Here is a 22,261-nt window from a genome sequence, read left to right as displayed (position 1 = left end):
CGACAGGCACAGGTCGTGAGATCCTGCTGGTCATGACTTGGGCTGTCATTGTGGCCATGTGCGCTCTGGCGTTCACTGTGGGCTCGTTCTGGTGGCTTCATGCGCGGCGTGGTCACCTTGAGTCGTACGAACCGCACTCGTTCGCGGCGAGCCTCGTCGGTCCGCTGAGGATCCGAGTCCCGCTCGTCCTCTACAACACAGGACCGGTACCCATCGTGGTCCAGAGCATCAGGCTTCGTGTTGGGGAGGAACCGCCACTGACCTGGATCACTACGCGATCCCAGCTTCGGCCGGGGAAAGGAGATGAGCACAGGTTCGCGGCCCCCTTCCCCGTGTTGGGGCGTTCAGCGCAGCAAGTCTTCGTTGAGTTCGGCAGGGACAACTCGCTTGAGGTCGAAGACCATGAGGTGCGGGTGGAAGTGAAGTTGGGCCACAAGAAAGACTGGATCTCGCTGCTGGCGTTCACCTTGCGAACCGGCCAAGTGAAGCATCCCAACTACATCACATACAGCAACGATCCCGAAGTGATCTCGTTGTCCTCATGACCTCGACCGCTCACAGCCCGGACAGGTTGTAGCTGTACATCGTGGCTGTACAAACGACTTGAGGCCATATCCGAGTGATCGGATATGGCCTGTGACCTGCGTCGGGACGGCGGGATTTGAACCCACGACCCCTTGACCCCCAGTCAAGTGCGCTGCCAAACTGCGCCACGTCCCGGTGCCCGCTGAAGCGGGCTTGATTACTGTAGCGCAGTCTGCGGGGTCGTGCGTACTGAGATATGGGCCTGCGGATCTCTGTTGGGCAGGCCTGATGGTGTCTTTGCGGGCGAGGGTGGCGGGGCTTGTCTGCCTGGGGCTGGTGTGCGGGTGCGGGGCCGGGGGAGGGGCTCGGTCGGTGAGCGGGAGTCCTGAGGCCGGGCGGTCGGCGTCGAAGGGTTCCCGGGCCGTTGTGCGGGTGCCGGAGGGGGTTCGGGCGTCGTTCGTGGTGTTCGATCGGGCGGCCGGGCGCGTGGTGGTGGAGCGGCGGCCGCGGCAGACGTTCCGGTCGGCTTCGCTGGTGAAGATCCTGATGGCGCTGGACCACATGCGGGAGCACCGGGTTTCTGCCGATGACCGGGCGTTGATGACGGGCATGTTGAGGTCGAGCGACGACGGGGCGGCGACCGAGTTGTGGCGGCGGGGCGGGCGGAAAGAGATCATCGAGCGGATGGTGCCGAGGGTGGGGTTGCGGGAGACGGCGCCGCCGCCCGCGGACAAGCCCGGGTTCTGGGGGTATACGGCGCTCAGTGCGCGGGACGTGGTGCGGACGTACCGGTATCTGCTGGAGGAGGCGCCGGAGGCGCACCGGGAGTTCGTGCTGGAGCAGTTGCGGAAGTCGACGCCGTGCGGGACGGACGGGTTCGATCAGACGTTCGGGATCCCGGAGGCGCTGGAGAGGCCGTGGGCCGTGAAGCAGGGGTGGTCGGGGTTCGGGGACGCTCCGGCGGGGCGGTGCCGTGGGGCGCAGCCGGCGGTGTGGCGGCCGGACCTCGGGCTCGGGCGGCCGGTGCTGCATACGACGGGGCTGGTGGGGAGCAGAAGATCGTGGTGGTGCTGACGCTGCATCCGGCGGGGACGTCGTTCGGGACGGCGGCGGCGCGGATCACGGCGTTGACGGGGCAGGTCTACCGGGCGGGGTGACGTGGGTCACAGGGCGGGGAACGGTTGTCCCCGTGGAGGGTCACCCGAAGCGGTGGGGGACGGGGGGCAACGGAAAACCCGGGCAAAGATCTGGACTGTTTACCCGGTTCTGGGCGAATAGTCCTTCGCTGACGTATGTAGCTTTTTTCTCCCAGGGCATGTGACGCCGAACGGGGGTCAGGGTTGGCGGAAGCGGAGGGCACCTTCGGGCAGCCCGGGGTCCACGTCGCGGACGTGGACGATCTGCGGGGCGCCGCGCACGACCGCGCGGTGCTGTCCGAGGCCCGGGTCGTGCTGGCCCGGCGGCTCGGTGTTCCGACGGGGGAGGCCCTGCAGCATCTGATCTGGCTCGCGCGGGACCTGGACATGGACCTGTCCGAGGCGGCGTCCCTGCTGGTGAAGGACGGCGGTGCCGGGCCGGTGGGGGCCGTGGCGGCCGGACGCCGCGCGCCCCGCGCCGAGGGCGGGACGGCGGAGCGCCAGGCCGTGCTGTCGGAGGCCGAGGACGTCCTGCGCCGGGTGACGGCCGAGGACACCGCGGGAGACGCGGAGCTCCTCGAAGGGATGCCGGACGATCCGATGGCGCGGGCGGTGCTGGACGCGGCGCTCGACTCGTCGGCCCATCTGGTCCCGGTCCGGGGGGCGGACGGCAACGTGGCGGACTTCCTCTTCGCGGATCTCAACGGTGTGGCGCATGACATGTTCGGGCGCGGCAGGGAGGAGCTGACGGGGCTGCGGCTGCTGCGGACGGATCCGGGTGCGGTGCTGAGCGGGCTCTTCGACGACTACGTGGAGGTGCTGGAGTCCGGCAGTCGCTTGGAACGTTCCTCTTTCTTTTACTCCACTGCCCAGCGCGGCCTGTCCCGCTCGTCCCGGATGAGCGTGCGGTGTGTTCCGGTGCCGACCGGCATCTGCGTGACCTGGCGGTACCACTACGCCGAGGACCGGACGGCGCGGCGGCTGGAGCGGGTCGAGCGGCTCGCCCTGATCGGGTTCGGCGAGTGGGACCTGGCGACCGGGGAGGCGGACTGGACGCCGCAGATGCTCGCCAACTACGGGCTCGTCCCCGACGAGGTGCCGCCGATGCCGCACGATCTTCCCAAGGTCGTGGCGGAGGACGATCTCCCGCTGGTCGAGGAGGCCGTGCAGACGATGTTCTCGCGGCGCGAGCCGGTGGAGGCCGAGCACCGCGTGATCGCCCAGGACGGGGCGCCGAGGCATCTGTGGATCTTCGCCGAGCCGGTGCTGGCCGAGTCGGGGCTGCCGGTCTCGATCAACATCGTCTCGCAGGACATCACGCGGCGGCGCGGGGTGGAGCGGGCGCTGGCCGAGACCCGGCGGCAGATGCTGAAGCAGCAGGAGCGGATGGCGCAGGAGCGGCGGGTGGCGGTGACGCTGCGCAGAGCGATCCTGCCGGACGAGGACGAGGTGGAGCGGCTGCCGGGCCTGGTCACCTCGATCCGCAGCCTGGCGGCGGAGAGCACCGCCCGCATCGGCGGGGACTGGTTCGCGACCCGCGTGCTGGCCGACGGGCGGGCGCTGGTGGCCATCGGAGACGCGGCCGGGCACGGCCTGCCCGCGGCCGCGGCGATGGCGCGCAGCCGCAACGGGCTGCTGGGCCTCGCCTGCACGGGGGAGCCGGCGGGACGGCTGGTGGGCTGGCTGAACGAGCTGGTCGCGACCATGGACCCGCCGGCGACGGGTACCGCCGTCGTGGCTCATTTCGATCCGGCGCGCCGCGTCGTGGAGTGGACGTGCGCGGGTCATCCGCCGCCGATCCTGATCCGGGACGGGCGGGCGGCGCCGCTGGAGGTCGTCCGCGACCCGATGCTCGGCGCGATGGTGGGCTGGGAGTACACGACGATCACCACCCGGCTCCTCCGCGGCGACATGCTCTTCCTGTACACCGACGGCCTCGTGGAGCGCAGGGACGCGGACCTCGACGAGCGGATCTCCCGGCTCACCGCCATCCTGCGGGACTGCTCGACGCGGCCGGGGCTGGTGCTGGAGGAGGTGCTGGCGCGGATGGAGCATGACCGGGCGGCGGACGACACCACCCTCTTCGCGCTGCGCGTGGAGTGACGAGAACCATGTTTGACCTGCGAAGACCTCGCCGTGTGACTTAGGCCTCACCTGAGCGGGGCGCGGACGGCCGGCATGTGGCGGAACGCCATGTGCCGGCCGTCGCCGTCCGCGGGTTCTTTACCTTCTGCCTGGTGGGCGGCAGCCCCCTGCGGAAGGGGGATGCGAGCCGGTCGCCGGGTGATCGGGAAGACATCGGGCCCTGACGCTGTTGGTGGTGTCTTGGAGGGCCTTTGAGCAGGCAAGACGGAGTTTTGTCGGTGATTTGCTTTCCTTGAGAAGGTTGGTACCTTCTATCCGAATCCCGCAGCGCGCCCCATGCGTTGCCACCGGCCGTTCCATGTACGGCCGAGGATCGCGGAGCGGTATCCGCACGCGATGCGCGCCACAGACGCGCGCCCCCTCACCGAGATCAGTCGCTGAGATCAATCCGAAAATCCAGCACCGCGTCCGCGGTGCGAGGCCGAGTCCGTCCCGGTCCACTCGACCGGAACGGAGCCGGGGACCCAGGTTCCAGGGGTGAATCGGCGCGTCCGAGAGTCGCGCCGTAGGGCTACTTCCATGCCCGAATCCGTCAGCTAACCCGGTAGGCGTCATGGGAGACAAGGAGATTCCCTGCATGACCGGTCGTTTCAATCGACTTTCCCTGAACAACATCACGGCCACGCTGAACAGCTTCACGGCCGAGGACAAGGCCGTCAGCGTCGCCGTCAGCGCGGTGCTCGCCGGAGCCGTCGGGCTCGCGGTCTTCAACCCGCTCACCGGTGACGCGGTCGCCGAGACCCCGGCCCAGGCGGCGGCGGCCGCCTCCGCCGAGAAGGGCACCGTCTCGAGCGAGTCCGAGGCCGTCTCGGCCTCCGACTACGTGGAGGCGGGCTACAAGGTGCCGCCGCGTGCGGTGGAGGCCTCCGAGGTGCTCGAACTGGCCGAGGAGCAGGTCGGCATCCGCGAAGGCCAGGACGGCCAGACCAAGTTCCACGAGTGGTACGTGTCGACCCCCCACGCCAAGGCCACGGCCCAGCGTGACGGCGGGTTCTCCGTCGACGCCTACAACGGCGCGCAGTGGTGCAACATGTTCGTCTCATGGCTCGGCGCCCAGACCGGCGTCAAGAACATGGGCTGGGACGCCTACACCGTCCAGCACGCCTCCTGGTTCGAGGACACCGACCGCTGGGGCAAGAAGGCCAAGCCCGGCTCGGTCGTGTTCTTCGACTGGGACAGGGGTTCCAGCATCAGTGCCATCGACCACGTCGGCATCGTCGTCAAGGACAACGGTGACGGCACCATCAGCACCATCGAGGGCAACACCAACAACGCGGTGCAGAAGAAGGTCCGCGACAAGTCCTTGGTCGTGGGGTACGGCTACCCCGACTACGCGGCCTGATCCAGCCCGCGGTCCACGATCGGCGCACCAGCGCGGTCCCTGATCGGAAGGCGCCCGGCATACCCGCCGGGCGCCTTCTGGCGTTCCCGGGCGATCTGCCCCCATGTCTCCGCCGAAGGCGGGTAATACCAACCGTTGACAGGCTTTGATCGCCCTTGGACCTTAGCGCGGCGTTCCTGGAAAGGAACCCTGCACGCGCGTCCGACCGGCGCATGGAAGGGAGCAACTGAGAGCAGAAGGCCGGATCGGACGCCACTGCCGGAGGCCTGGGGCGTCCCCCGGAACTCCAAGCCGTGGAGGGGAAGCCCATGCGCCCTGATGTGAGTGTAGTGGTGATCGCCTACAACGACGCGCGGAGGCTGCCACGGGCCGCCGCGTCGTCGCTGGGGCAGTCGCTGGGGGCCGTCGAGACGGTCATCGTCGACGACGCGAGCACCGACGGCACCGCGGAGATCGCCGACCGGCTCGCCGCCGCGCACCCGGGGCGGGTCAGGGCCGTCCACCTCCCGTCGAACTCCGGTGGCTGCGGCCGCCCGCGCAACGCCGGCATCGAGGCCTCCACCGGCCGGTACGTGATGTTCCTCGACAGCGACGACCTCCTGGACCGGCACGCCTGCCTCAACCTCCTCGGCGCGGCCGAGGACACCGGCGCCGACATCGTGTCCGGCCGGTGCGACCGGGTCTTCCTGGACCGGCCGGAGGACGCGCAGGCACGCGTCCGCCCCTGGTATCCCTGGCTCTACGAGCGCAGGGCCGTGTACGGGTCGCTGAGCGAGAATCCCGACCTCCTCTACGACACCCTGTCGACCAACAAGGCCTACCGGCGGGGTTTCCTGGAGGACCAGGGGCTGCGGTTCGTCGAGGAGCTCTACTACGAGGACCTGCTGTTCACCGCCGAGGCGTACCTGGCGGCCGGCCGGACCGCGCTGATCCCGCACCGGGTCTACAACTGGCTGGTGCGGGAGCCGGCGACGGCGCCGTCCATCTCCAACAGGCGCGCCGAGCTGGCCAACTTCGCCGACCGGCTGGAGATCCACCGGCGCATCGACGAGCTGTTCGCACTGCGCGGGGCCCACGACCTGCGGCGGGCCAAGGACGTCAAGTTCATCAACCACGACCTGCTGCTCTACATGCGGGAGCTGCGCGGCCGCGACCGGGACTACCAGGCGCGGTTCCTCGACCTGGCGGCCGGCTACGTGGCCGAGCTGGATCCCCGGGCGTTCGAGGAGGCCAATCCGCTGCCCGCGATCGCCGCCTACCTGGCCCGTGAGGGAGACCACGCGGGGGCGCTCGCCGCCGCCGAGTACGCCCCCGGCAGCCGGCCCGAGCTGCGCGCGCGGCTCGTGGAGCGGAACGGACGGGTCTACTGGGGCGGCGGCCGCCCGCGCAGGACTCTCGGCCGCCGCATCCTGGACGTCACCGGCCTCGGCTTCCATCAGCGGCCGCTGAACGAGCTGTGCCCGGGCAACACGGTGACGCGGCTGGAGATGCGCGCCGGCCGCGTCCACATGGCCGGGGACGTGCTCAACCCGCTGAACCGGATCCCCGAGGACGCCGACCTGTCCGGCACGCTGGAGTTCAGCGACCGGCGCCGCCCGGCCCGCAGGGCGAGGGTCCGGGCGGCCGTCCGGCACGAGGGCGACCGGCTCAGCTGGCGGGCCGAGTTCGACCCGGCGGCCCGGATCCGGCCGATCGGGTTCGTCGACCCGGTGTGGGACGTGCGGTTCCGCCTGCGGGTGGACGGCGAGGACGTGGTCACCCGGCCCGGCGCGGGCCGGGGTTCGCCTCCGCTGGACGGTGTCATGCTGCCCGTCCGGCCCCGGCTGACGCGGCTCGCCGCCGACCGGCTCAGCTCGCGCGTCACCGGGCGCGGGCAGCTGGCGTTCGTCCTGGAGGCGGGGAGCCCGGGGGCGCGGCTCGCCGGCGCGGTCGTGCGCCGCGCCACCGGGACCCCGCCCGGACGGGCGGCCCGGCGGGCACGGCGCCTGGGCCGGCGCGTCCGCCGGAAGCTGACCTCGCACCACACCAAGATCGTCGTGTTCAACCGGGTGCTGAGCCGGCTGCCCGTCCGGACGGGCCTGGTGGTCTTCGAAAGCCACATGGGGAAGCAGTACTCGGACAACCCGAAGTACATCCACCGGGAGCTGCGCCGGTCGGGCCGGCCGGTGAAGGCGGTGTGGTCGTACGCCTCGTCCCCCAAGGGGTTCCCGGACGACGCCAGGCTGGTCCGGCGCGGCTCATGGGCCTATTTCCTGGCGCTCGCGCGCGCCGGGTTCTGGGTGGACAACCAGGGCTATCCGGATGGTCTCCGCAAGCGGCGCGAGACCACCTACATCCAGACCTGGCACGGGTCGGCTTTCAAGCTGATGGGCCTCGACCAGCCGCGGCTCAAGAGCGGCCCGGCCTCGGAGCGGGCCCGGCTGCGGCGGATGGTGGAGCGATTCGACTGCTTCCTCGTCCGGTCCGAGCACGACGTGGAGACCTTGTGCGGCGGCCTCGGGGTCCGTTCCGAGCTGCTCCGGGCCGGCTATCCCCGCAACGATCCCCTGGTCAACGGCGTGGACGGCGACCCGGAACTGGCCGCCGAGGTTGCGGCCCTCCGCGACTCGCTCGGGCTGGACGACGGTCGCCGCGCCGTCCTGTACGCGCCGACCTTCGCCACCCTCCCGGACGGGCGCCCGGTCGGGGTGCTGGAGCCGCCCATCGACCCGGAGGTGTTCGCGCGGGAACTGGGGGAGGAGTTCGTGCTGCTCGTCCGGCCGCACTACCTGTGCCGGGCCGACCTCCCGCCCGGCGCCCGCGCGGTCGTGCGGGACGCCGGCGCCGCGCCCGACGTCACCCCGCTGCTGCTGCTCGCGGACGCGCTGATCACCGACCACTCCTCGATCATGTTCGACTTCGCGCTGCTCGACCGGCCGATCGTCCTGCACCTCCCGGACGGCAGGGACCGCAGGACCGGCTACTTCGACCTGGAGCCGCACGCGCCCGGGCCGATCACCCGCACCGAGGACGAACTCGTCGCCGCGCTCGCCGGCCTGGACGAGGCGGAGCCCGTCCACGCCGCCCGGCGCCGCGCGTTCGCCGAGCGTTTCGGCGAGCACGACCGCGGCACCGCCGCCCGGACGGTGGTGGACCGCTACTTCCCGCCCGCACAACCGCAACGCCACAGGGGGAACAGGCATGGCCGCACCGCGTGACGTCTTCATCGTGTGCAACAACACCGACGGCATGGGCGGCCTGCAGCGCTGGGCGCACCACATGGCGAGGCTGATGGCGGGACGCGGCGACCGCGTCACCCTCGTCGGGATCACCCGCGGGCCGGAGTCGTACCACCACGGCCGCGACGGCTCCTACGCGGTCGAGGTGCTGCACGAGGACTGGCGTCCGCCCGCGATGGCGTGGCGCCCGAAGAGGCTCCGTCAGCGCATGGACGTGCGCGCACGCGGGCGGGACCTGTGGCGGACGATGGCGCAGCGGCGCGGCGCCGCCCGCTTGTCGGAGCTCTTCGCCGCGGCCGGGCCCGGATCGGTCGTCATCGTGGGGCAGGTGTGGGCGATGGAGTGGGTGAGGCTGGCCGACACCTCCGGGCTGCGCGTCGTGGGCATGAGCCACGAGTCGTTCGCGGCCACCTGCGCGTCCTCGCGGTACCGGCGGGTCAGGGAGCACTACGCGGACGTGGACCGGATGCTGGTGCTCACCGCGGAGGACGCCGACGCCTGGGCCAGGGACGGGATGACCAACGTGGACTACATCCCGAACGCGCTGCACGTCGCCCCCAGCGTCCACCCCACGCTCGATCTTCCCGTCGTCGCCTGTGTCGGCCGCCTGTCGTACGAGAAGGGCGTGGACATGATGCTGGAGGCGTGGGAGCGGGTCGCCGCGCGCCGTCCCGGCTGGCGGCTGCACGTCTACGGCGGCGGGCCGGACGAGGCGGCGCTGCGCGAGCGGGTGGACGCCGCCGGGCTGTCCGGCTCGGTGGAGTTCCGGGGCGTGGTCGCCGATGTCGAGGAGGCGCTCGTCGAGGCGTCGATCTTCGCGCTGCCGTCGCGGGCCGAGGGCTTCCCGATGTCGGTGCTGGAGGCGATGGCGTACGGGCTGCCCACGGTCGCGTTCGACTGCGCGCCGGGCGTCCGGGCCCTGATCGGGGACGGTCGGGGCGGCGTGCTCGTCGAGCCGGGCGACATCGCCGCGTTCGCCCGGGAGCTGGAACGCCTGATGGGGGACCCGGATCTGCGCCGTGCCGTGGGCGCCGAGGCCCGCGCGTCGGTGCTGCGGTTCCATCCGGACGCGGTGCTCGCCCGCTGGGACAGGCTGTTCGACCTCCTCCACCGCACCCTGCCGTCCGCCGCCGGGGAACCGGAGGAGGGCACGCCGGAGAGGTCCGTGGCGAAGAGGCCCGTGGCGGAGGCCGCGGAAGGCGAGGCCGGGCGGACCGCGGCGCGCGTCCCCGGGCCTGCGGAGGGGCCCGAGGCGGAGCGGGCGGCGGAGCCCGCACCCCGGGGGTGATTCTTTCTAACAACTGTTTGGTAGAGTACACGGCGTGAACCAGAACGAGTCCCCGGCGGACCGGGCGTTCCGCGCCGAGGTCCGCGACTGGCTCGAGGCCAACCTGTCCGGCGAGTTCGCCCACGCCCGCGGGCTCGGCGGGCCCGGGCGCGAGCACGAGGCGTTCGAGGAGCGGCTGGCCTGGGAGCGGCACATGGCCGCCGCCGGCTGGACGTGCGTCGGCTGGCCCGAGGAGTACGGCGGACGCGGCGCCACCCTCGAACAGCAGGTCATCTTCCACGAGGAGTACGCGCTGGCCGACGGGCCCGCCCGGGTCAACCACATCGGCGAGAACCTCCTCGGCCCCACGATCATCGCGTTCGGCACCGACGAGCAGCGCGCCCGCTTCCTCCCGCCGATCGTGGCCGTCGAGGAACTGTGGTGCCAGGGTTACTCCGAACCCGGCGCCGGCTCCGACCTCGCCAACGTGCAGACCCGCGCCGAACGGGACGGCGACCACTGGCTGATCAACGGCCAGAAGGTCTGGACGTCGCTGGCCCTCGAATCGGACTGGTGCTTCCTCATCTGCCGGACCGAGCCCGGATCGTCCCGCCACCGCGGCCTGTCGTACCTGCTCGTCCCCATGAAGCGGGACGGCGTGGACATCCGTCCGATCGTCCAGCTCACCGGCACCTCGGAGTTCAACGAGGTCTTCTTCGACGACGCCCGCACGGACGCCGGGAACATCGTCGGCGCGCCCGGCGAGGGCTGGAAGATCGCGATGGCCACGCTCGGGTTCGAGCGGGGCGTCGCGACGCTCGGCCAGCAGGTCGGGTTCCGGCGCGAGTTCGAGGGCGTCGCCGACCTGGCCCGCCGCACCGGCGCCATCGGAGACCCGCTGCTGCGCGACCGTCTGACCAGGTCGTACATGGGCCTGGAGATCATGCGGCTGAACGCCGTGCGGACCATGGCGGGCGTCGCCGCCGGGGCGCCCGGGCCCGAGTCGTCCATCTCCAAGCTCGTCTGGGGCACCTGGCACCGCGAACTGGGCGAGCTGGCCATGGACGTCCTCGGCGCCGCCGGAATGGTCGCCGACGGAGGGCGGGGGCGGGCCCCCGAAAAGGGGACGGAGGAAACACAGCCTTACGACCTGAACGACTGGCAGCGGCTGTTCCTGTTCTCCCGCTCCGACACGATCTACGCCGGGTCGAACGAGATCCAGCGCAACATCATCGCCGAGCGGGTGCTCGGGCTCCCCCGGGAACCGGCCGCAGGCAGGGAGGCACGCGGATGACCCCGCCCTACGTACCCGGGCACGGGCTGCTCGATGACCGCGCCGTCGTGATCACCGCGGCGGCCGGCGCCGGGATCGGCGGCGCCACCGCCCGCCGCTGCCTGGAGGAGGGCGCACGCGTCCTGATCTCCGACGCCCACGAGCGGCGCCTCACCGCGTCCGCGCTGGAGCTGGAGAAGGAGTTCGGCGCCGACCGGGTCGCCTCGCTGCCCTGCGACGTGACGTCCGAGGAGCAGGTCCAGGCCCTCTACGACCTGGCCGTGGAACGCTTCGGGCGCATCGACGTCGCCGTCAACAACGCGGGCCTCGGCGGGACGGCCGACCTGGTCGACATGACCGACGACCAGTGGAGCCGCGTCCTCGGCATCACCCTCACCGGCACGATGCGCTGCACCCGCGCCGCCCTGCGGATCATGCGCGGCCGGGGCTCGGGCGTCATCGTCAACAACGCGTCGGTGATCGGCTGGCGGGCGCAGAAGGGCCAGTCCCACTACGCCGCGGCCAAGGCCGGCGTCATGGCCCTGACCCGCTGCTCCGCGCTGGAGGCCGCCGACTTCGGCGTCCGCGTCAACGCCGTCTCGCCGTCCCTCGCGATGCACCCGCACCTGGTGAAGGTGACCTCCGGGGAACTGCTGGACGAGCTGACGCGCCGCGAGGCGTTCGGCCGCTACGCGGAACCGTGGGAGGTGGCCAACGTCATCGTCTTCCTGGCCAGCGACTATTCCTCGTACATGACGGGCGAGGTCGTCTCCGTCTCCTCTCAGCACGCATAGGGAGAACGATGAGTCCACGACGGCGCGACGCCGAGGGCACGGCCGCCGCCCGCGCGGGACGGCGGGCCGAACTGCTCGCCACGGCCGCCGAGGTGTTCGCCTCCCAGGGGTACTCCGCCACCACCGTCCGGAAGGTGGCCGACGCCGCCGGCATCCTCGGCGGGAGCCTCTACTACCACTTCGACTCCAAGGAGGCGATGGCCGACGAGATCCTCTCGACCTTCCTGGACGAGATGTGGGCCTCCTACGACCGCGTCCTGGAGGCCGGGCTCAGCGCGCGCGACACCCTGGAGGGCATCGTCGTCGAGTCGTTCCGCTCGATCGACCGGCACCGGCCCGCCGTCGTCCTCTACCAGAACGAGTCCAAGCACCTCGCGACGAGCGAGCGGTTCCACTACCTGCACGAATCGCGGCGCAGGTTCGAGGAGATGTGGCTGTCCCTGCTGGAGAGGGGCGTGGAGGAAGGCGTGTTCCGCGCCGACCTCGACCCGAGCCTCGTCTACCGGTTCATCCGCGACACCGTCTGGGTCGCCGCCAACTGGTACCAGCCCGGCGGGCGGCTGTCCGCCGACGACATCGCCAAGCAGTACCTCGCCATGTTCCTCGAAGGGATCCAGGCGAGCTAGGTCCGTACAAAGGAGAACCCCATGGCCGAGGCATACATCGTCGACGCGGTCCGCGCTCCGGTCGGGCGGCGCGGCGGCGGCCTGTCCGGCGCGCACCCCGCCGACCTCGGCGCGCACGTGCTGACGGCGCTGATGGACCGCACGAAGGCCGACCCGGCCGCCGTCGAGGACGTCGTGTTCGGCTGCGTCGACACCCTCGGGCCGCAGGCCGGCGACATCGCCCGCACCTGCTGGCTCGCCGCCGGGCTGCCCGAGGAGGTCCCCGGCGTCACCGTCGACCGGCAGTGCGGCTCCTCCCAGCAGGCCGTCCACTTCGCCGCGCAGGCCGTCCTGTCGGGGACGTCCGACCTGGTCGTGGCCGGCGGCGTGCAGAACATGTCGCAGATCCCGATCGGGTCCGCGATGACGGCCGCCGCGCCGCTCGGCTTCACCGAGGGGCCCTTCGCCGGCTCCAAGGGCTGGACGCGCCGCTACGGCGACGCCGAGGTGACGCAGTTCAACGGCGCCGAGATGATCGCCCGCGACTGGGACCTGTCCCGCGAGGAGATGGAGGCGTTCGCCTACGAGTCGCACCGGCGGGCCATCCGCGCGATCGACGGGGGACGGTTCGAGCGCGAGATCGCCCCCTACGAGGGCGTCACCACCGACGAGGGGCCGCGCCGCGACACTACCCGGGAGAAGATGGCGGGCCTGAAGACCCTCGTGGACGGCGGGCGCCTCACCGCGGCGGTCTCGTCCCAGATCTCCGACGGCGCCGCCGCGCTCCTCATCGCGTCCGAGCAGGCCGTCAAGGACCACGGCCTCACCCCGCGCGCCCGCATCCACCACATCTCCGCGCGCGGAGAGGACCCGATCCGGATGCTGTCCGCGCCGATCCCCGCCACCGCGTACGCGCTGAAGAAGACCGGGATGACGATCGGCGACATCGACGCCGTCGAGATCAACGAGGCGTTCGCGTCCGTCGTGCTCGCCTGGCTGAAGGAGACCGGCGCCGACCCGGCGACGACCAACCCCAACGGCGGCGCCATCGCCCTCGGCCACCCGCTCGGCGCCACCGGCGCCCGCCTGATGACCACCCTCCTGCACGAGCTGGACCGCACCGGCGGGCGCTACGGCCTCCAGACCATGTGCGAGGGCGGCGGCCAGGCCAACGTCACGATCATCGAGCGTCTCTGACCGTGGACGTGTTCGAACCGGCCCGGCTCGGGCCGCTGACCCTCCGCAACCGCGTCATCAAGGCCGCCACCTTCGAGGGGATGACGCCCGACGCGGTGGTGACCGACGACCTGATCGAGTACCACCGCCGTCCCGCCGCCGGGGGAGTGGGCATGACGACGGTCGCGTACTGCGGGGTCGCCCCGGAGGGACGCACCGAGCGGGGGCAGATCTGGATGCGGCCCGACGCCGTCCCCGGCCTGCGGCGGCTCACCGACGCCGTCCACGCCGAGGGCGCCGCCGCGTCCGCGCAGATCGGCCACGCCGGGCCCGTCGCCGACGCCGGTTCCAACAAGCTGCCCGCCGTCTCGGCCGGGCGGTTCTTCAACCCGCTCGGCATGCGCTTCACCAAGGTCGCCACCGCCGGGGACATCGAGCGGATCACCCGCGCGCACGCCGAGGCCGCCCGCCTGGCGATCGAGTCGGGCTTCGACGCCGTCGAGATCCACTTCGGGCACAACTATCTGGCCAGCTCGTTCCTCAGCCCCCGCCTCAACCGGCGCAAGGACGCCTACGGCGGGCCGATCGAGAACCGCGCCAAGGTCGCGCTCGGCATCGCCCGCGCCGTCCGCGACGGGGTCGGCGACCGCATCGCCGTCACCGCCAAGCTCAACATGCGCGACGGCGTCCGCGGCGGCCTGGAGATCGACGACAGCCTGTACGTCGCGCGCCGCCTCCAGGAGGAGGGCACGGTCGACGCGCTGCAGCTGACCGCCGGCAGCTCACTGCTCAACCCCATGTACCTGTTCCGCGGCGAGATGCCCATCCCGGAGTTCGCCGCCAACTACAAGCTGCCGATGCGCGCCGGCATCCGCATGTTCGGCAAGAGGTTCCTGCGCGTCTACCCCTACCAGGACGCCTACCTGCTCGAACACGCCCGCAGATTCCGCGCCGAACTCGACCTGCCGCTGATCCTGCTGGGCGGCATCACCGACCGCGAGACCATGGACACGGCGATGGCTGAGGGCTTCCAGTTCGTGGCCATGGCCCGCGCCCTGCTCCGCGAGCCCGATCTGGTGAACCGCATCGCCGCCGACCCGTCCACCCCGTCCCTGTGCATCCACTGCAACCGCTGCGTCCCCACGATCTACAAGGGCACCCACTGCCCCGTCATCCCGGCCTGACCGGGAGGATGGGGCGATGATCGACATCGCGGGATGGGCACCGGAACCACGGGAGACGGTCGAGGTCATCGGCGCGGCGCCGTCGGCGGCGCTGGCCGGTGTGCTGGACGTCGAGCCGCCCGGGGAGGAGCTGCCGCCGCTGTGGCAGTGGCTCCACTTCCTCGAACGTCCCGCGCGACGCGAGCTGGGCGCGGACGGACACCCGCGTGAGGGACGGTTCCTGCCGCCGATCCCCGACCGGAGCCGGATGTTCGCCGGCGGACGGTTCCGGGTCCACGAGCCGCTGCGTGTCGGGGACGCCGTCACCCGCCGGGACGAGCTGGCCTCCACGGCCGTGAAGAACGGGCGCAGCGGCGAGATGCTGTTCGTGACCGTGCGTCACACGTTCCTTCGCGGTGGTGTGGAGATCGCGGTGGAAGAACAGGATCTCGTCTACCGCAGCGGCGGCGCGGCCTCCCGTCCGGCCGAGGTGTCGTTCGAGGCACCGCAGGTGAAGGCGCCGTGGACGTTGCCCATGGCCGCCGACCCCGTGCTGCTGTTCCGGTTCAGCGCGCTCACCTACAACGCCCACCGCATCCACTACGACGAGACCTACGCCACCGAGGTGGAGGGACACGGCGGGCTCGTCGTGCACGGGCCGCTGCTCGCGATCCTGTGCCTGGAGCTGCCGCGCCGGGCGGGCCTGAAGGTGACGGAGCTGTCGTTCCGCGCCCGGAGGCCCGTCTACGCGCGGCAGCCGTTCGTGGCGGCCGGGTCCCCGGACGGGAAGCTGTCCATCGAGGCGCCGGGCGGTGCCACCGCGATGACCGCCGCGTTCGCCTAGGCGGCGGTGACCGGCGTCTCCGGGACGGCGGGTCCGCCGCGGCGCTCCGCCGCGATCCGCAGCACGTACCGCTTGATCTCGTCGGCGACGTCCTCGCGGCCCCAGCCCAGCCGGGGCGCGAGAAGCTCGGCGACATGGGAGGCCGCGGCGATGCCGCCGTCCCGCTCCTCGATCGAGATGCGCAGGCGCCGGGCCAGGACGTCCTCCAGGTGCAGGGCGCCCTCGTGCGTTACCGCGTAGACCGCCTCGGCGGACAGGTAGTCCTCGGCGCCGGGGACGGGCGCGCCGAGCACCGGGTCGTCCGCGATCAGGTCGAGGACCTCGCGGGCGCACGACCCGTACCGGTGCAGCAGGTGCTCGACCCGCGCGACGTGCAGGCCGGAGTCTGCGGCGAGGCGGCGCCGCTCGTTCCACAGCACCTCGAACCCGACCGCGCCGAGGATCGGCAGCCGGCCCGTGACCGACGCGGGGACGGCGTCGTCCAGGCCCTCGGCGACCACGTCCACCGCGTCCCGCGCCATCACCCGGTAGGTGGTGAACTTGCCGCCGGTGACCACCACCATGCCGGGGACCGGCTCGGCGACGGCGTGCTCGCGCGACAGGCGGGTCGTGTCGTCCATCTCGCCCGACAGCAGGGGCCGCAGCCCCGCGTACACGCCTTCGATGTCGTCATGCGTCAGCGGGGTCCGCAGCACGGCGTTGGCCTGGTCGAGCAGGTAGCCGATGTCGGTGTGGGCGGCGACCGGCTCGTCCGGGCCGTCCTCGTGCGGGGTGTCAGTGGTGCCGACGAGCCAGTGCCGGCCCCACGGGATGATGAACAGCACGCTCTTGGACGTCCGCGTGATCAGGCCGGTGTCCATCGGGATCCGGTCGCGCGGCACCACCAGGTGGACGCCCTTGGACGCCTGCACGCCGAACGCGGCCCGCGACCCGGTCATCGCCTGCGCGCCGTCCGTCCACACCCCGGTCGCGCACACCACGCGCCGGGCCCGCACGGCGATCTCCCGTCCGCCCTCCAGGTCCAGGACGTGGGCGCCGGTCACCCGCTCGCCTTCGCGAAGGAAGCCGGTCATCTCCGCGCGGGTGGCGACCTTCGCGCCGTACTGCGCGGCGGTCCGGGCGACCATCATCGTGTAGCGGGCATCGTCCACCTGCGCGTCGTAGTACTGGATCGCGCCGACCAGCGCGTCCGACCGCAGGGCCGGCGCCTCCCGCAGGGCGCCGCGCCGCGTCAGCTGCCGGTGACGGGGAAGCGCACGGGAACCGCCCATCGAGTCGTACAGGGTGACGCCCGCACTCACGTACGCCCGCTCCCAGACCCGGTTGCGCAGCGGGTAGAGGAACTGGACGGGACGCACCAGATGCGGAGCGAGCCGGTGCAGGAGCAGGCTTCGCTCCCGCAGCGCCTCCCGGACGAGCCCGAAGTCGCGCTGTTCGAGATAGCGAAGCCCGCCGTGGATCAGCTTGCTGGAACGGCTGGAGGTTCCGGCCGCCCAGTCCCGCGCCTCCACGAGGGCGACGGACAGGCCCCGCGAGATCGCGTCGAGGGCCGCGCCGGCGCCGACGATGCCGCCGCCGACGACCAGGACGTCGAACTCGGTCTCGGCGAGGTCGCGCAGGGTGTCCTCGCGGTACCGCGGTCCGAGGGCTACGGATGTCACTGCATGCTCCCGAAAAGAGATCGATCGAGTGTCCCGCCGCCGGGTTGCGGCGAGTTGTCGTCCAGGGGGCCTGCAGGACGACAACTCCCCGCGACTCGGTTGACGTTGACCGGCCGTCAGTCCAGTTCGACCCAGTCGAGGGTGCGGCTGACGGCCTTCTTCCAGCCGGCGTAGCCGGTCTGGCGTTGCCGGTCGTTCCAGGTGGGTTCCCAGCGGCGGTCTTGGTTCCAGTTCTGGCGGAGTTCGTCGGTGGTGTTCCAGAAGCCGGTGGCCAGGCCGGCGGCGTAGGCGGCGCCCAGGGCGGTGGTCTCGGCGACGACGGGGCGGGAGACCGGGACGCCGAGGATGTCGGCCTGCATCTGCATGCACAGTTCGTTGGCGGTGACGCCGCCGTCGACCTTGAGGACGTCCAGGGAGACGCCGGAGTCCTCGCGCATGGCCTCGACGACGTCGCGGGATTGGTAGCAGATCGATTCCAGGGTGGCGCGGGCCAGGTGGGCGTTGGTGTTGAAGCGCGACAGCCCGACGATGGCGCCGCGGGCGTCCGAGCGCCAGTAGGGGGCGAACAGGCCGGAGAAGGCGGGGACGAAGTAGACGCCGCCGTTGTCGTCGACCTGCCGGGCCAGGGCTTCGCTCTGGGCGGCGCCGGAGATGATGCCGAGCTGGTCGCGCAGCCATTGCACCGCCGACCCCGTCACCGCGATCGACCCCTCCAGCGCGTAGACCGGCTTCTCCTGGCCGAACTGGTAGCACACCGTCGTCAGGAGGCCCTGCGAGGAGCGGACGAGTTCGTTGCCGGTGTTGAGGAGGAGGAAGTTGCCGGTGCCGTAGGTGTTCTTGGCCTCGCCGGGCGCGAAGCACACCTGCCCGACCGTCGCGGCCTGCTGGTCGCCGAGCGCGGCGGTCAGCGGGACCTCGCCGCCGAACGGTCCGTCCGGACGCGTCAGGCCGTAGCCGCCGGGCGTGGAGGACGGCTTGATCTGCGGAAGCATCTGCCGCGGGATGCCGAAGAACGACAGGAGTTCGTCGTCCCAGTCGAGGGTCTCCAGGTCCATCAGCATGGTGCGGCTGGCGTTGGTCGGGTCGGTGACGTGCACACCGCCGTCGGTCCCGCCCGTGAGGTTCCACAGCACCCAGCTGTCGGTCGTGCCGAAGATCGCGTCGCCGTTCTCGGCCGCTTCGCGGACGCCGTCGACGTTCTCCAGGATCCACTGGATCTTGCCGCCGGAGAAGTACGTGGCCGGGGGGAGTCCGGCCTTGCGCCGGATGACGTCCCCTTTGCCCTCCCGCTCCAGGGCGGCGGCGATGCGGTCGGTGCGGGTGTCCTGCCAGACGATCGCGTTGTAGTACGGGCGGCCGGTCCGCCGGTTCCACACCACCGTCGTCTCGCGCTGGTTGGTGATGCCCAGCGCGGCCAGGTCGGCATGGCCGAGATCGGCCTTGTTGAGGGTGGACTGGACGACGGCGCGGGTCCGTTCCCAGATCTCGGTGGGGTTGTGCTCGACCCAGCCCGCCTGCGGCAGGATCTGGTCGTGTTCGAGCTGGTGGCGGGCGATCTCGTTGCCGCCGTGATCGAAGATCATGAAGCGGGTGCTCGTGGTGCCCTGGTCGAGCGCTCCGACGAAGTCAGCCATGCGTGGGTTCTCCTGGGATGGACGGGCGGAGGGGAACGGGGCGGTTCACGCCGCCTCGTACTCGGGCTCGGGCTTCGCGGGGGCCTGCGGGGCCTCGTCCTCCGTGGGCAGGAAGCGTCCGATGAGCACCTTGTAGAGGGCGACGCCGATCACCGCGCCGATGAGGGGTGCGATGATCGGCACCCAGAAGTACAGCTCGCCGTACTGGTCCCGCCACGCGCCGCCGTAGCCGGTGAGGAACGAGGCGAGGCGGGGGCCGAAGTCGCGGGCCGGGTTGATCGCGTACCCGGCGGCGCTGCCGAACGCCATCCCGATCGCCACCACGATGAGACCGATCATGAACGGGGCGAGGTTGGCCAGCGGCGGCGAGTTGCGCACGTCGGTGAGCACCTTGATCAGGAAGAGCAGGATGGCGGTGCCGATGATCTGGTCGCGGAACGCGCCCCAGGTCCCGACCGGGAGGGTCCCGTTGCCCGGCAGGGTGGAGAAGACGCCCTGCGTCTTGATGGTGTGGCCGGGGTCGACCTTGGCCAGGATCTCGCTGTAGTTCCAGCGGACGATCAGCGCCGCGACGAACGCCCCCGCGGTCTGCGCGGCGATGTAGGGCGCGGCCTTGCGCCAGGGGAACTCCCTGAAGACGGCGAGGGCGACGGTCACGGCCGGGTTGATGTGCGCGCCGCTGATGCGGGCCGCGACGTAGACGCCGAGCGTGACGCCGAGGCCCCAGGCCCAGGCGATGCTGTCGTGGTCGCCGAGTTCGGCGCCGGCGACCTGCGCGACGACGCCGACGCCGAAAAGGATGAGGATCATCGTGCCGGCGAATTCGGCTGCGAGTTCGCCGGCGAGCGTGGGGATTCTTGGTCGTTCCGCCATGAGCGCTCCTGGTGATGCTGGGGTGGACGCGAGCCCCTTCGAGGCTGGGCAGGACGGTAAGTCGGTCTGGAAGGCCGTACAACGGGACGGTGCCGACAATGTCGAACACTTTCGCCATGGCCCGGCGGCGGTTACCCTCCCCCCTGTGCACCAGATCACAGAATCCGGGCAGTTCGGGGCGAAGATGACGGTGATCGCGGCGGCTGCCGACATTGTCGGCACCCTGCCGCGAGAACTAGCATCGGATTCATGCCCGGACCTGTGCAATCGATCGAGCGGGCCGCCGCGATCCTGCGCCTGCTCGCCGCGAGTTCGGGCCGGCTCGGCGTCGGCGAGGTCGCCACGTCCCTGGGGCTCGCCCGGGGCACCGCGCACGGCCTCCTGCGCACCCTCGAACGCGTCGGCTTCGTCGAGCAGGACGGCGGCACCGGCAAGTACCAGCTCGGCGCCGCGCTGCTGCACCTCGGCACCAGCTACCTGGACGTCAACGAGCTGCGGTCCCGCGCCATCAACTGGGCCGACGCCCTGGCGTCGCGCAGCGGCGAGGCCGTCCGCATCGGGACGCTGCTGGACGGCCAGGTCCTGGTCGTCCACCACGTGTTCCGGCCGGACGACACGCTCCAGGCCATGGACGTCGGCTCGCTGCTGCCGCTGCACGCCACCGCGCTCGGCAAGGCGCTGCTCGCCCACGACGCCAACGCCGCGGCGTCCATCCGCGACACCGTCCTGGAGTCCTACTGCCGGCGGACCATCACCGATCCGAGAGAACTCGCCCGGGCCGCCACCCGGGTACGGGAGAACGGCTGGGCGGCCGAGACCGAAGAGCTGTCCATCGGGGAGGCCGGAATCGCCGCGCCGATCCGCGGGTACGGGGGACTCGTCGTCGGGGCGATCGGGATCTCCGGCGCGGTGGAGCGGATCTGCGACGCGCGCCGCGTCCCCGAGCCGAGGCTCGTGGCGTTCGTGCGCGACGCGGCCCGCGCGGTGTCCCGGGACCTCGGCGGCTCACGCTGGTGACGCCGGGCCGGCGGCACCCGCCCGCGGGGGCGCGCGTCCAGGGAGAGGGGGCCGATCGTGACCGAACGCTATGTGATGTCGATCGACCAGGGCACCACCTCGACCCGGTGCATCCTGTTCGACCACGGCGGCCGGCTGGTGTCGGTCGCGCAGCGCGAGCACCGGCAGCATTTCCCGAGGCCCGGCTGGGTCGAGCACGACCCCATGGAGATCTGGCGCAACCTTGAGCGCGTCGCGCCGGAGGCGCTCGCGCAGGCCGGGGCGTCCACGGACCAGATCGCGGCCCTCGGGATCGCCAACCAGCGCGAGACGACCGTCCTGTGGGACCGGCTGACCGGCGTCCCGATCGGCCGCGCCATCGTCTGGCAGGACATGCGGACCGGCGCCCTGGTGGACGAGCTGGCCCGCGCCCCCGGCGCCGCGGCCGTCACCGAACGCAGCGGGCTGCCGCTGGCCACCTACTTCTCGGCGCCGCGCATCCGCTGGCTGCTCGACCACACGCCCGGCCTGCGGGAACGCGCCGAACGCGGCGAGGTCCTGTTCGGCACCATGGAGAGCTGGCTGATCTGGAACCTCAGCGGCGGCGTGGACGGCGGCGTCCACGTCACCGACGTGACCAACGCCAGCCGCACCCTGCTGATGGACCTGCACACGCTGTCCTGGGACGACGGCCTGCTCGACTTCTTCGGCGTCCCGAAGGCGATGCTGCCGGAGATCAGGTCGTCCACCGAGACCTACGGGACGGCCCGCCGCGTGTTCCCCGGCGTCCGCGTCGGCGCGGCCCTCGGCGACCAGCAGGCCGCCCTGTTCGGGCAGACGTGCTTCGCCCCGGGCGAGACCAAGTGCACGTACGGGACGGGCGCGTTCCTGCTGATGAACACCGGCACCACGCCGGTCAGGTCGGAGAACGGGCTGCTCACCACCGTCGGCTACAAGATCGGCGACGAGCCCGCCGTGTACGCACTGGAAGGCTCGATCGCGATCACCGGCGCGCTGGTGCAGTGGTTCCGGGACGGGCTCGGGCTGATCACCACCGCGCCGGAGATCGAGACCCTCGCCCGGTCGGTCGACGACAACGGCGGCTGCTACATCGTCCCGGCGTTCTCCGGGCTGTTCGCCCCGCACTGGCGCAGCGAGGCCCGCGGCATCATCGTCGGCCTGACGTCCTACATCACGAAGGGGCACCTGGCGCGGGCCGTGCTGGAGGCGACCGGCTGGCAGACCCGCGAGGTCGTGGACGCGATGAACGCCGACTCCGGGCTGTCGCTGAGAGAGCTGAAGGCCGACGGCGGCATGACGTCCGACAACCTCGTCATGCAGATGGTCGCCGACGTGCTGAACGTGCCGGTGGCGCGGCCGATGGTGGTCGAGACGGTGTCGCTCGGCGCCGCCTACGCCGCCGGGCTCGCCGTCGGCTACTGGGCCGGGCTCGAAGGGCTGCGCCGCAACTGGCACCGCGCGGCCCGGTGGGTCCCGGCGATGGAGCCGCAGCGGCGCGCCGCCGAGTACGACAACTGGAAACGCGCCGTGGAACGCACCTTCGACTGGATCCGCGCCGGCGATGACCCCGCCGCGCAGCCGTGAGCGG

General features: G+C 71.7%; 17 protein-coding genes, 1 tRNA gene and 1 riboswitch. Of the genes, 14 read left to right on the top strand and 4 right to left on the bottom strand.

Going from position 1 to position 22,261, the window contains the following annotated elements; genetic code table 11:
• Positions 1–32: 32 nt before the first annotated feature.
• Positions 33–545, top strand: a complete 513-nt coding sequence (locus ACTWPP_RS38370) for a hypothetical protein (RefSeq protein ID WP_443109353.1) — start codon at positions 33–35, stop codon at positions 543–545.
• Between the two features lie 101 nt (positions 546–646).
• On the opposite strand, the gene ACTWPP_RS38365 is transcribed toward ACTWPP_RS38370, so the two are convergent.
• Positions 647–720 (bottom strand) — tRNA-Pro (locus ACTWPP_RS38365).
• Between the two features lie 177 nt (positions 721–897).
• On the opposite strand from ACTWPP_RS38365, the gene ACTWPP_RS38360 reads away from it, so the two are divergent.
• From ACTWPP_RS38360 to ACTWPP_RS38310, 11 genes are all read left to right on the top strand, one after another.
• The gene (locus ACTWPP_RS38360; protein ID WP_443109352.1) at positions 898–1,599 is read left to right on the top strand and encodes a hypothetical protein; all 702 of its coding nucleotides are present in this window, start codon (positions 898–900) and stop codon (positions 1,597–1,599) included.
• 266 nt (positions 1,600–1,865) lie between these two features.
• Complete coding sequence (locus ACTWPP_RS38355; protein WP_443109351.1) at positions 1,866–3,764, top strand: PP2C family protein-serine/threonine phosphatase; 1,899 nt, start codon at positions 1,866–1,868, stop codon at positions 3,762–3,764.
• Positions 3,765–4,215: 451 nt separating this feature from the next.
• Positions 4,216–4,371, top strand: a riboswitch (cyclic di-AMP (ydaO/yuaA leader).
• 12 nt (positions 4,372–4,383) lie between these two features.
• On the top strand, positions 4,384–5,148 hold the full coding sequence (locus ACTWPP_RS38350; RefSeq protein ID WP_443109350.1) for a CHAP domain-containing protein: 765 nt from the start codon (positions 4,384–4,386) through the stop codon (positions 5,146–5,148).
• A 308-nt stretch (positions 5,149–5,456) separates the two neighbouring features.
• On the top strand, positions 5,457–8,345 hold the full coding sequence (locus ACTWPP_RS38345) for a bifunctional glycosyltransferase/CDP-glycerol:glycerophosphate glycerophosphotransferase (RefSeq protein ID WP_443109349.1): 2,889 nt from the start codon (positions 5,457–5,459) through the stop codon (positions 8,343–8,345).
• Entirely contained in the window at positions 8,329–9,654 is a 1,326-nt protein-coding gene (locus ACTWPP_RS38340; RefSeq protein WP_443109348.1) for a glycosyltransferase, read from the top strand. Before ACTWPP_RS38345 ends, ACTWPP_RS38340 begins: the two co-directional genes overlap by 17 nt.
• Positions 9,655–9,688: 34 nt before the next feature.
• Positions 9,689–10,927, top strand: coding sequence for an acyl-CoA dehydrogenase family protein (locus ACTWPP_RS38335; protein WP_443109347.1), 1,239 nt, complete (start codon positions 9,689–9,691; stop codon positions 10,925–10,927).
• Positions 10,924–11,700, top strand: coding sequence for an SDR family oxidoreductase (locus ACTWPP_RS38330; protein ID WP_443109346.1), 777 nt, complete (start codon positions 10,924–10,926; stop codon positions 11,698–11,700). The genes ACTWPP_RS38335 and ACTWPP_RS38330 overlap by 4 nt, the downstream gene beginning before the upstream one ends.
• An 8-nt stretch (positions 11,701–11,708) precedes the next feature.
• Complete coding sequence (locus ACTWPP_RS38325) at positions 11,709–12,326, top strand: TetR family transcriptional regulator (protein WP_443109345.1); 618 nt, start codon at positions 11,709–11,711, stop codon at positions 12,324–12,326.
• A 21-nt stretch (positions 12,327–12,347) separates the two neighbouring features.
• Positions 12,348–13,502 carry an acetyl-CoA C-acetyltransferase gene (locus ACTWPP_RS38320; RefSeq protein ID WP_443109344.1) on the top strand — a complete coding sequence of 385 codons (1,155 nt, stop codon included), beginning with the start codon at positions 12,348–12,350 and terminating at the stop codon, positions 13,500–13,502.
• Positions 13,503–13,504: 2 nt separating this feature from the next.
• The gene (locus ACTWPP_RS38315) at positions 13,505–14,665 is read left to right on the top strand and encodes an NADH:flavin oxidoreductase (protein ID WP_443109343.1); all 1,161 of its coding nucleotides are present in this window, start codon (positions 13,505–13,507) and stop codon (positions 14,663–14,665) included.
• Positions 14,666–14,681: 16 nt separating this feature from the next.
• Positions 14,682–15,488, top strand: a complete 807-nt coding sequence (locus ACTWPP_RS38310; RefSeq protein WP_443109342.1) for an FAS1-like dehydratase domain-containing protein — start codon at positions 14,682–14,684, stop codon at positions 15,486–15,488.
• On the opposite strand, the gene ACTWPP_RS38305 is transcribed toward ACTWPP_RS38310, so the two are convergent.
• From ACTWPP_RS38305 to ACTWPP_RS38295, 3 genes are all read right to left on the bottom strand, one after another.
• Entirely contained in the window at positions 15,485–17,149 is a 1,665-nt protein-coding gene (locus ACTWPP_RS38305; RefSeq protein ID WP_443109341.1) for a glycerol-3-phosphate dehydrogenase/oxidase, read from the bottom strand. The two genes, ACTWPP_RS38310 and ACTWPP_RS38305, sit on opposite strands and share 4 nt — an antisense overlap.
• Positions 17,150–17,265: 116 nt before the next feature.
• Positions 17,266–18,783, bottom strand: coding sequence for a glycerol kinase GlpK (glpK, locus tag ACTWPP_RS38300; protein WP_443109340.1), 1,518 nt, complete (start codon positions 18,781–18,783; stop codon positions 17,266–17,268).
• Between the two features lie 45 nt (positions 18,784–18,828).
• A complete protein-coding gene (locus ACTWPP_RS38295; RefSeq protein WP_443109339.1) occupies positions 18,829–19,656 on the bottom strand; it encodes an MIP/aquaporin family protein in 828 nt (275 codons plus the stop codon).
• Between the two features lie 249 nt (positions 19,657–19,905).
• On the opposite strand from ACTWPP_RS38295, the gene ACTWPP_RS38290 reads away from it, so the two are divergent.
• Positions 19,906–20,673, top strand: a complete 768-nt coding sequence (locus ACTWPP_RS38290) for an IclR family transcriptional regulator (protein WP_443109338.1) — start codon at positions 19,906–19,908, stop codon at positions 20,671–20,673.
• Between the two features lie 57 nt (positions 20,674–20,730).
• Positions 20,731–22,257, top strand: a complete 1,527-nt coding sequence (gene glpK, locus ACTWPP_RS38285; RefSeq protein WP_443109337.1) for a glycerol kinase GlpK — start codon at positions 20,731–20,733, stop codon at positions 22,255–22,257.
• Positions 22,258–22,261: the final 4 nt, after the last annotated feature.

This window comes from Actinomadura sp. 3N407 (genome assembly GCF_052245875.1).
Lineage (GTDB): Bacteria > Actinomycetota > Actinomycetes > Streptosporangiales > Streptosporangiaceae > Spirillospora.
The sequence above is the reverse complement of the archived record's forward strand: the minus strand, read 5'-3'. Positions and strand labels throughout refer to the sequence as shown.

Excerpts from the sequence above, each read along its gene's own strand:
- ACTWPP_RS38325 (WP_443109345.1), top strand. The coding sequence starts at position 11,709 with ATGAGTCCACGACGGCGCGACGCCGAGGGCACGGCCGCCGCCCGCGCG.
- ACTWPP_RS38295 (WP_443109339.1), bottom strand. The coding sequence starts at position 19,656 with ATGGCGGAACGACCAAGAATCCCCACGCTCGCCGGCGAACTCGCAGCC.
- ACTWPP_RS38290 (WP_443109338.1), top strand. The coding sequence starts at position 19,906 with ATGCCCGGACCTGTGCAATCGATCGAGCGGGCCGCCGCGATCCTGCGC.
- ACTWPP_RS38370 (WP_443109353.1), top strand. The coding sequence starts at position 33 with ATGACTTGGGCTGTCATTGTGGCCATGTGCGCTCTGGCGTTCACTGTG.
- ACTWPP_RS38350 (WP_443109350.1), top strand. The coding sequence starts at position 4,384 with ATGACCGGTCGTTTCAATCGACTTTCCCTGAACAACATCACGGCCACG.
- ACTWPP_RS38345 (WP_443109349.1), top strand. The coding sequence starts at position 5,457 with ATGCGCCCTGATGTGAGTGTAGTGGTGATCGCCTACAACGACGCGCGG.
- ACTWPP_RS38340 (WP_443109348.1), top strand. The coding sequence starts at position 8,329 with ATGGCCGCACCGCGTGACGTCTTCATCGTGTGCAACAACACCGACGGC.
- glpK (WP_443109340.1), bottom strand. The coding sequence starts at position 18,783 with ATGGCTGACTTCGTCGGAGCGCTCGACCAGGGCACCACGAGCACCCGC.
- ACTWPP_RS38310 (WP_443109342.1), top strand. The coding sequence starts at position 14,682 with ATGATCGACATCGCGGGATGGGCACCGGAACCACGGGAGACGGTCGAG.
- ACTWPP_RS38320 (WP_443109344.1), top strand. The coding sequence starts at position 12,348 with ATGGCCGAGGCATACATCGTCGACGCGGTCCGCGCTCCGGTCGGGCGG.
- ACTWPP_RS38330 (WP_443109346.1), top strand. The coding sequence starts at position 10,924 with ATGACCCCGCCCTACGTACCCGGGCACGGGCTGCTCGATGACCGCGCC.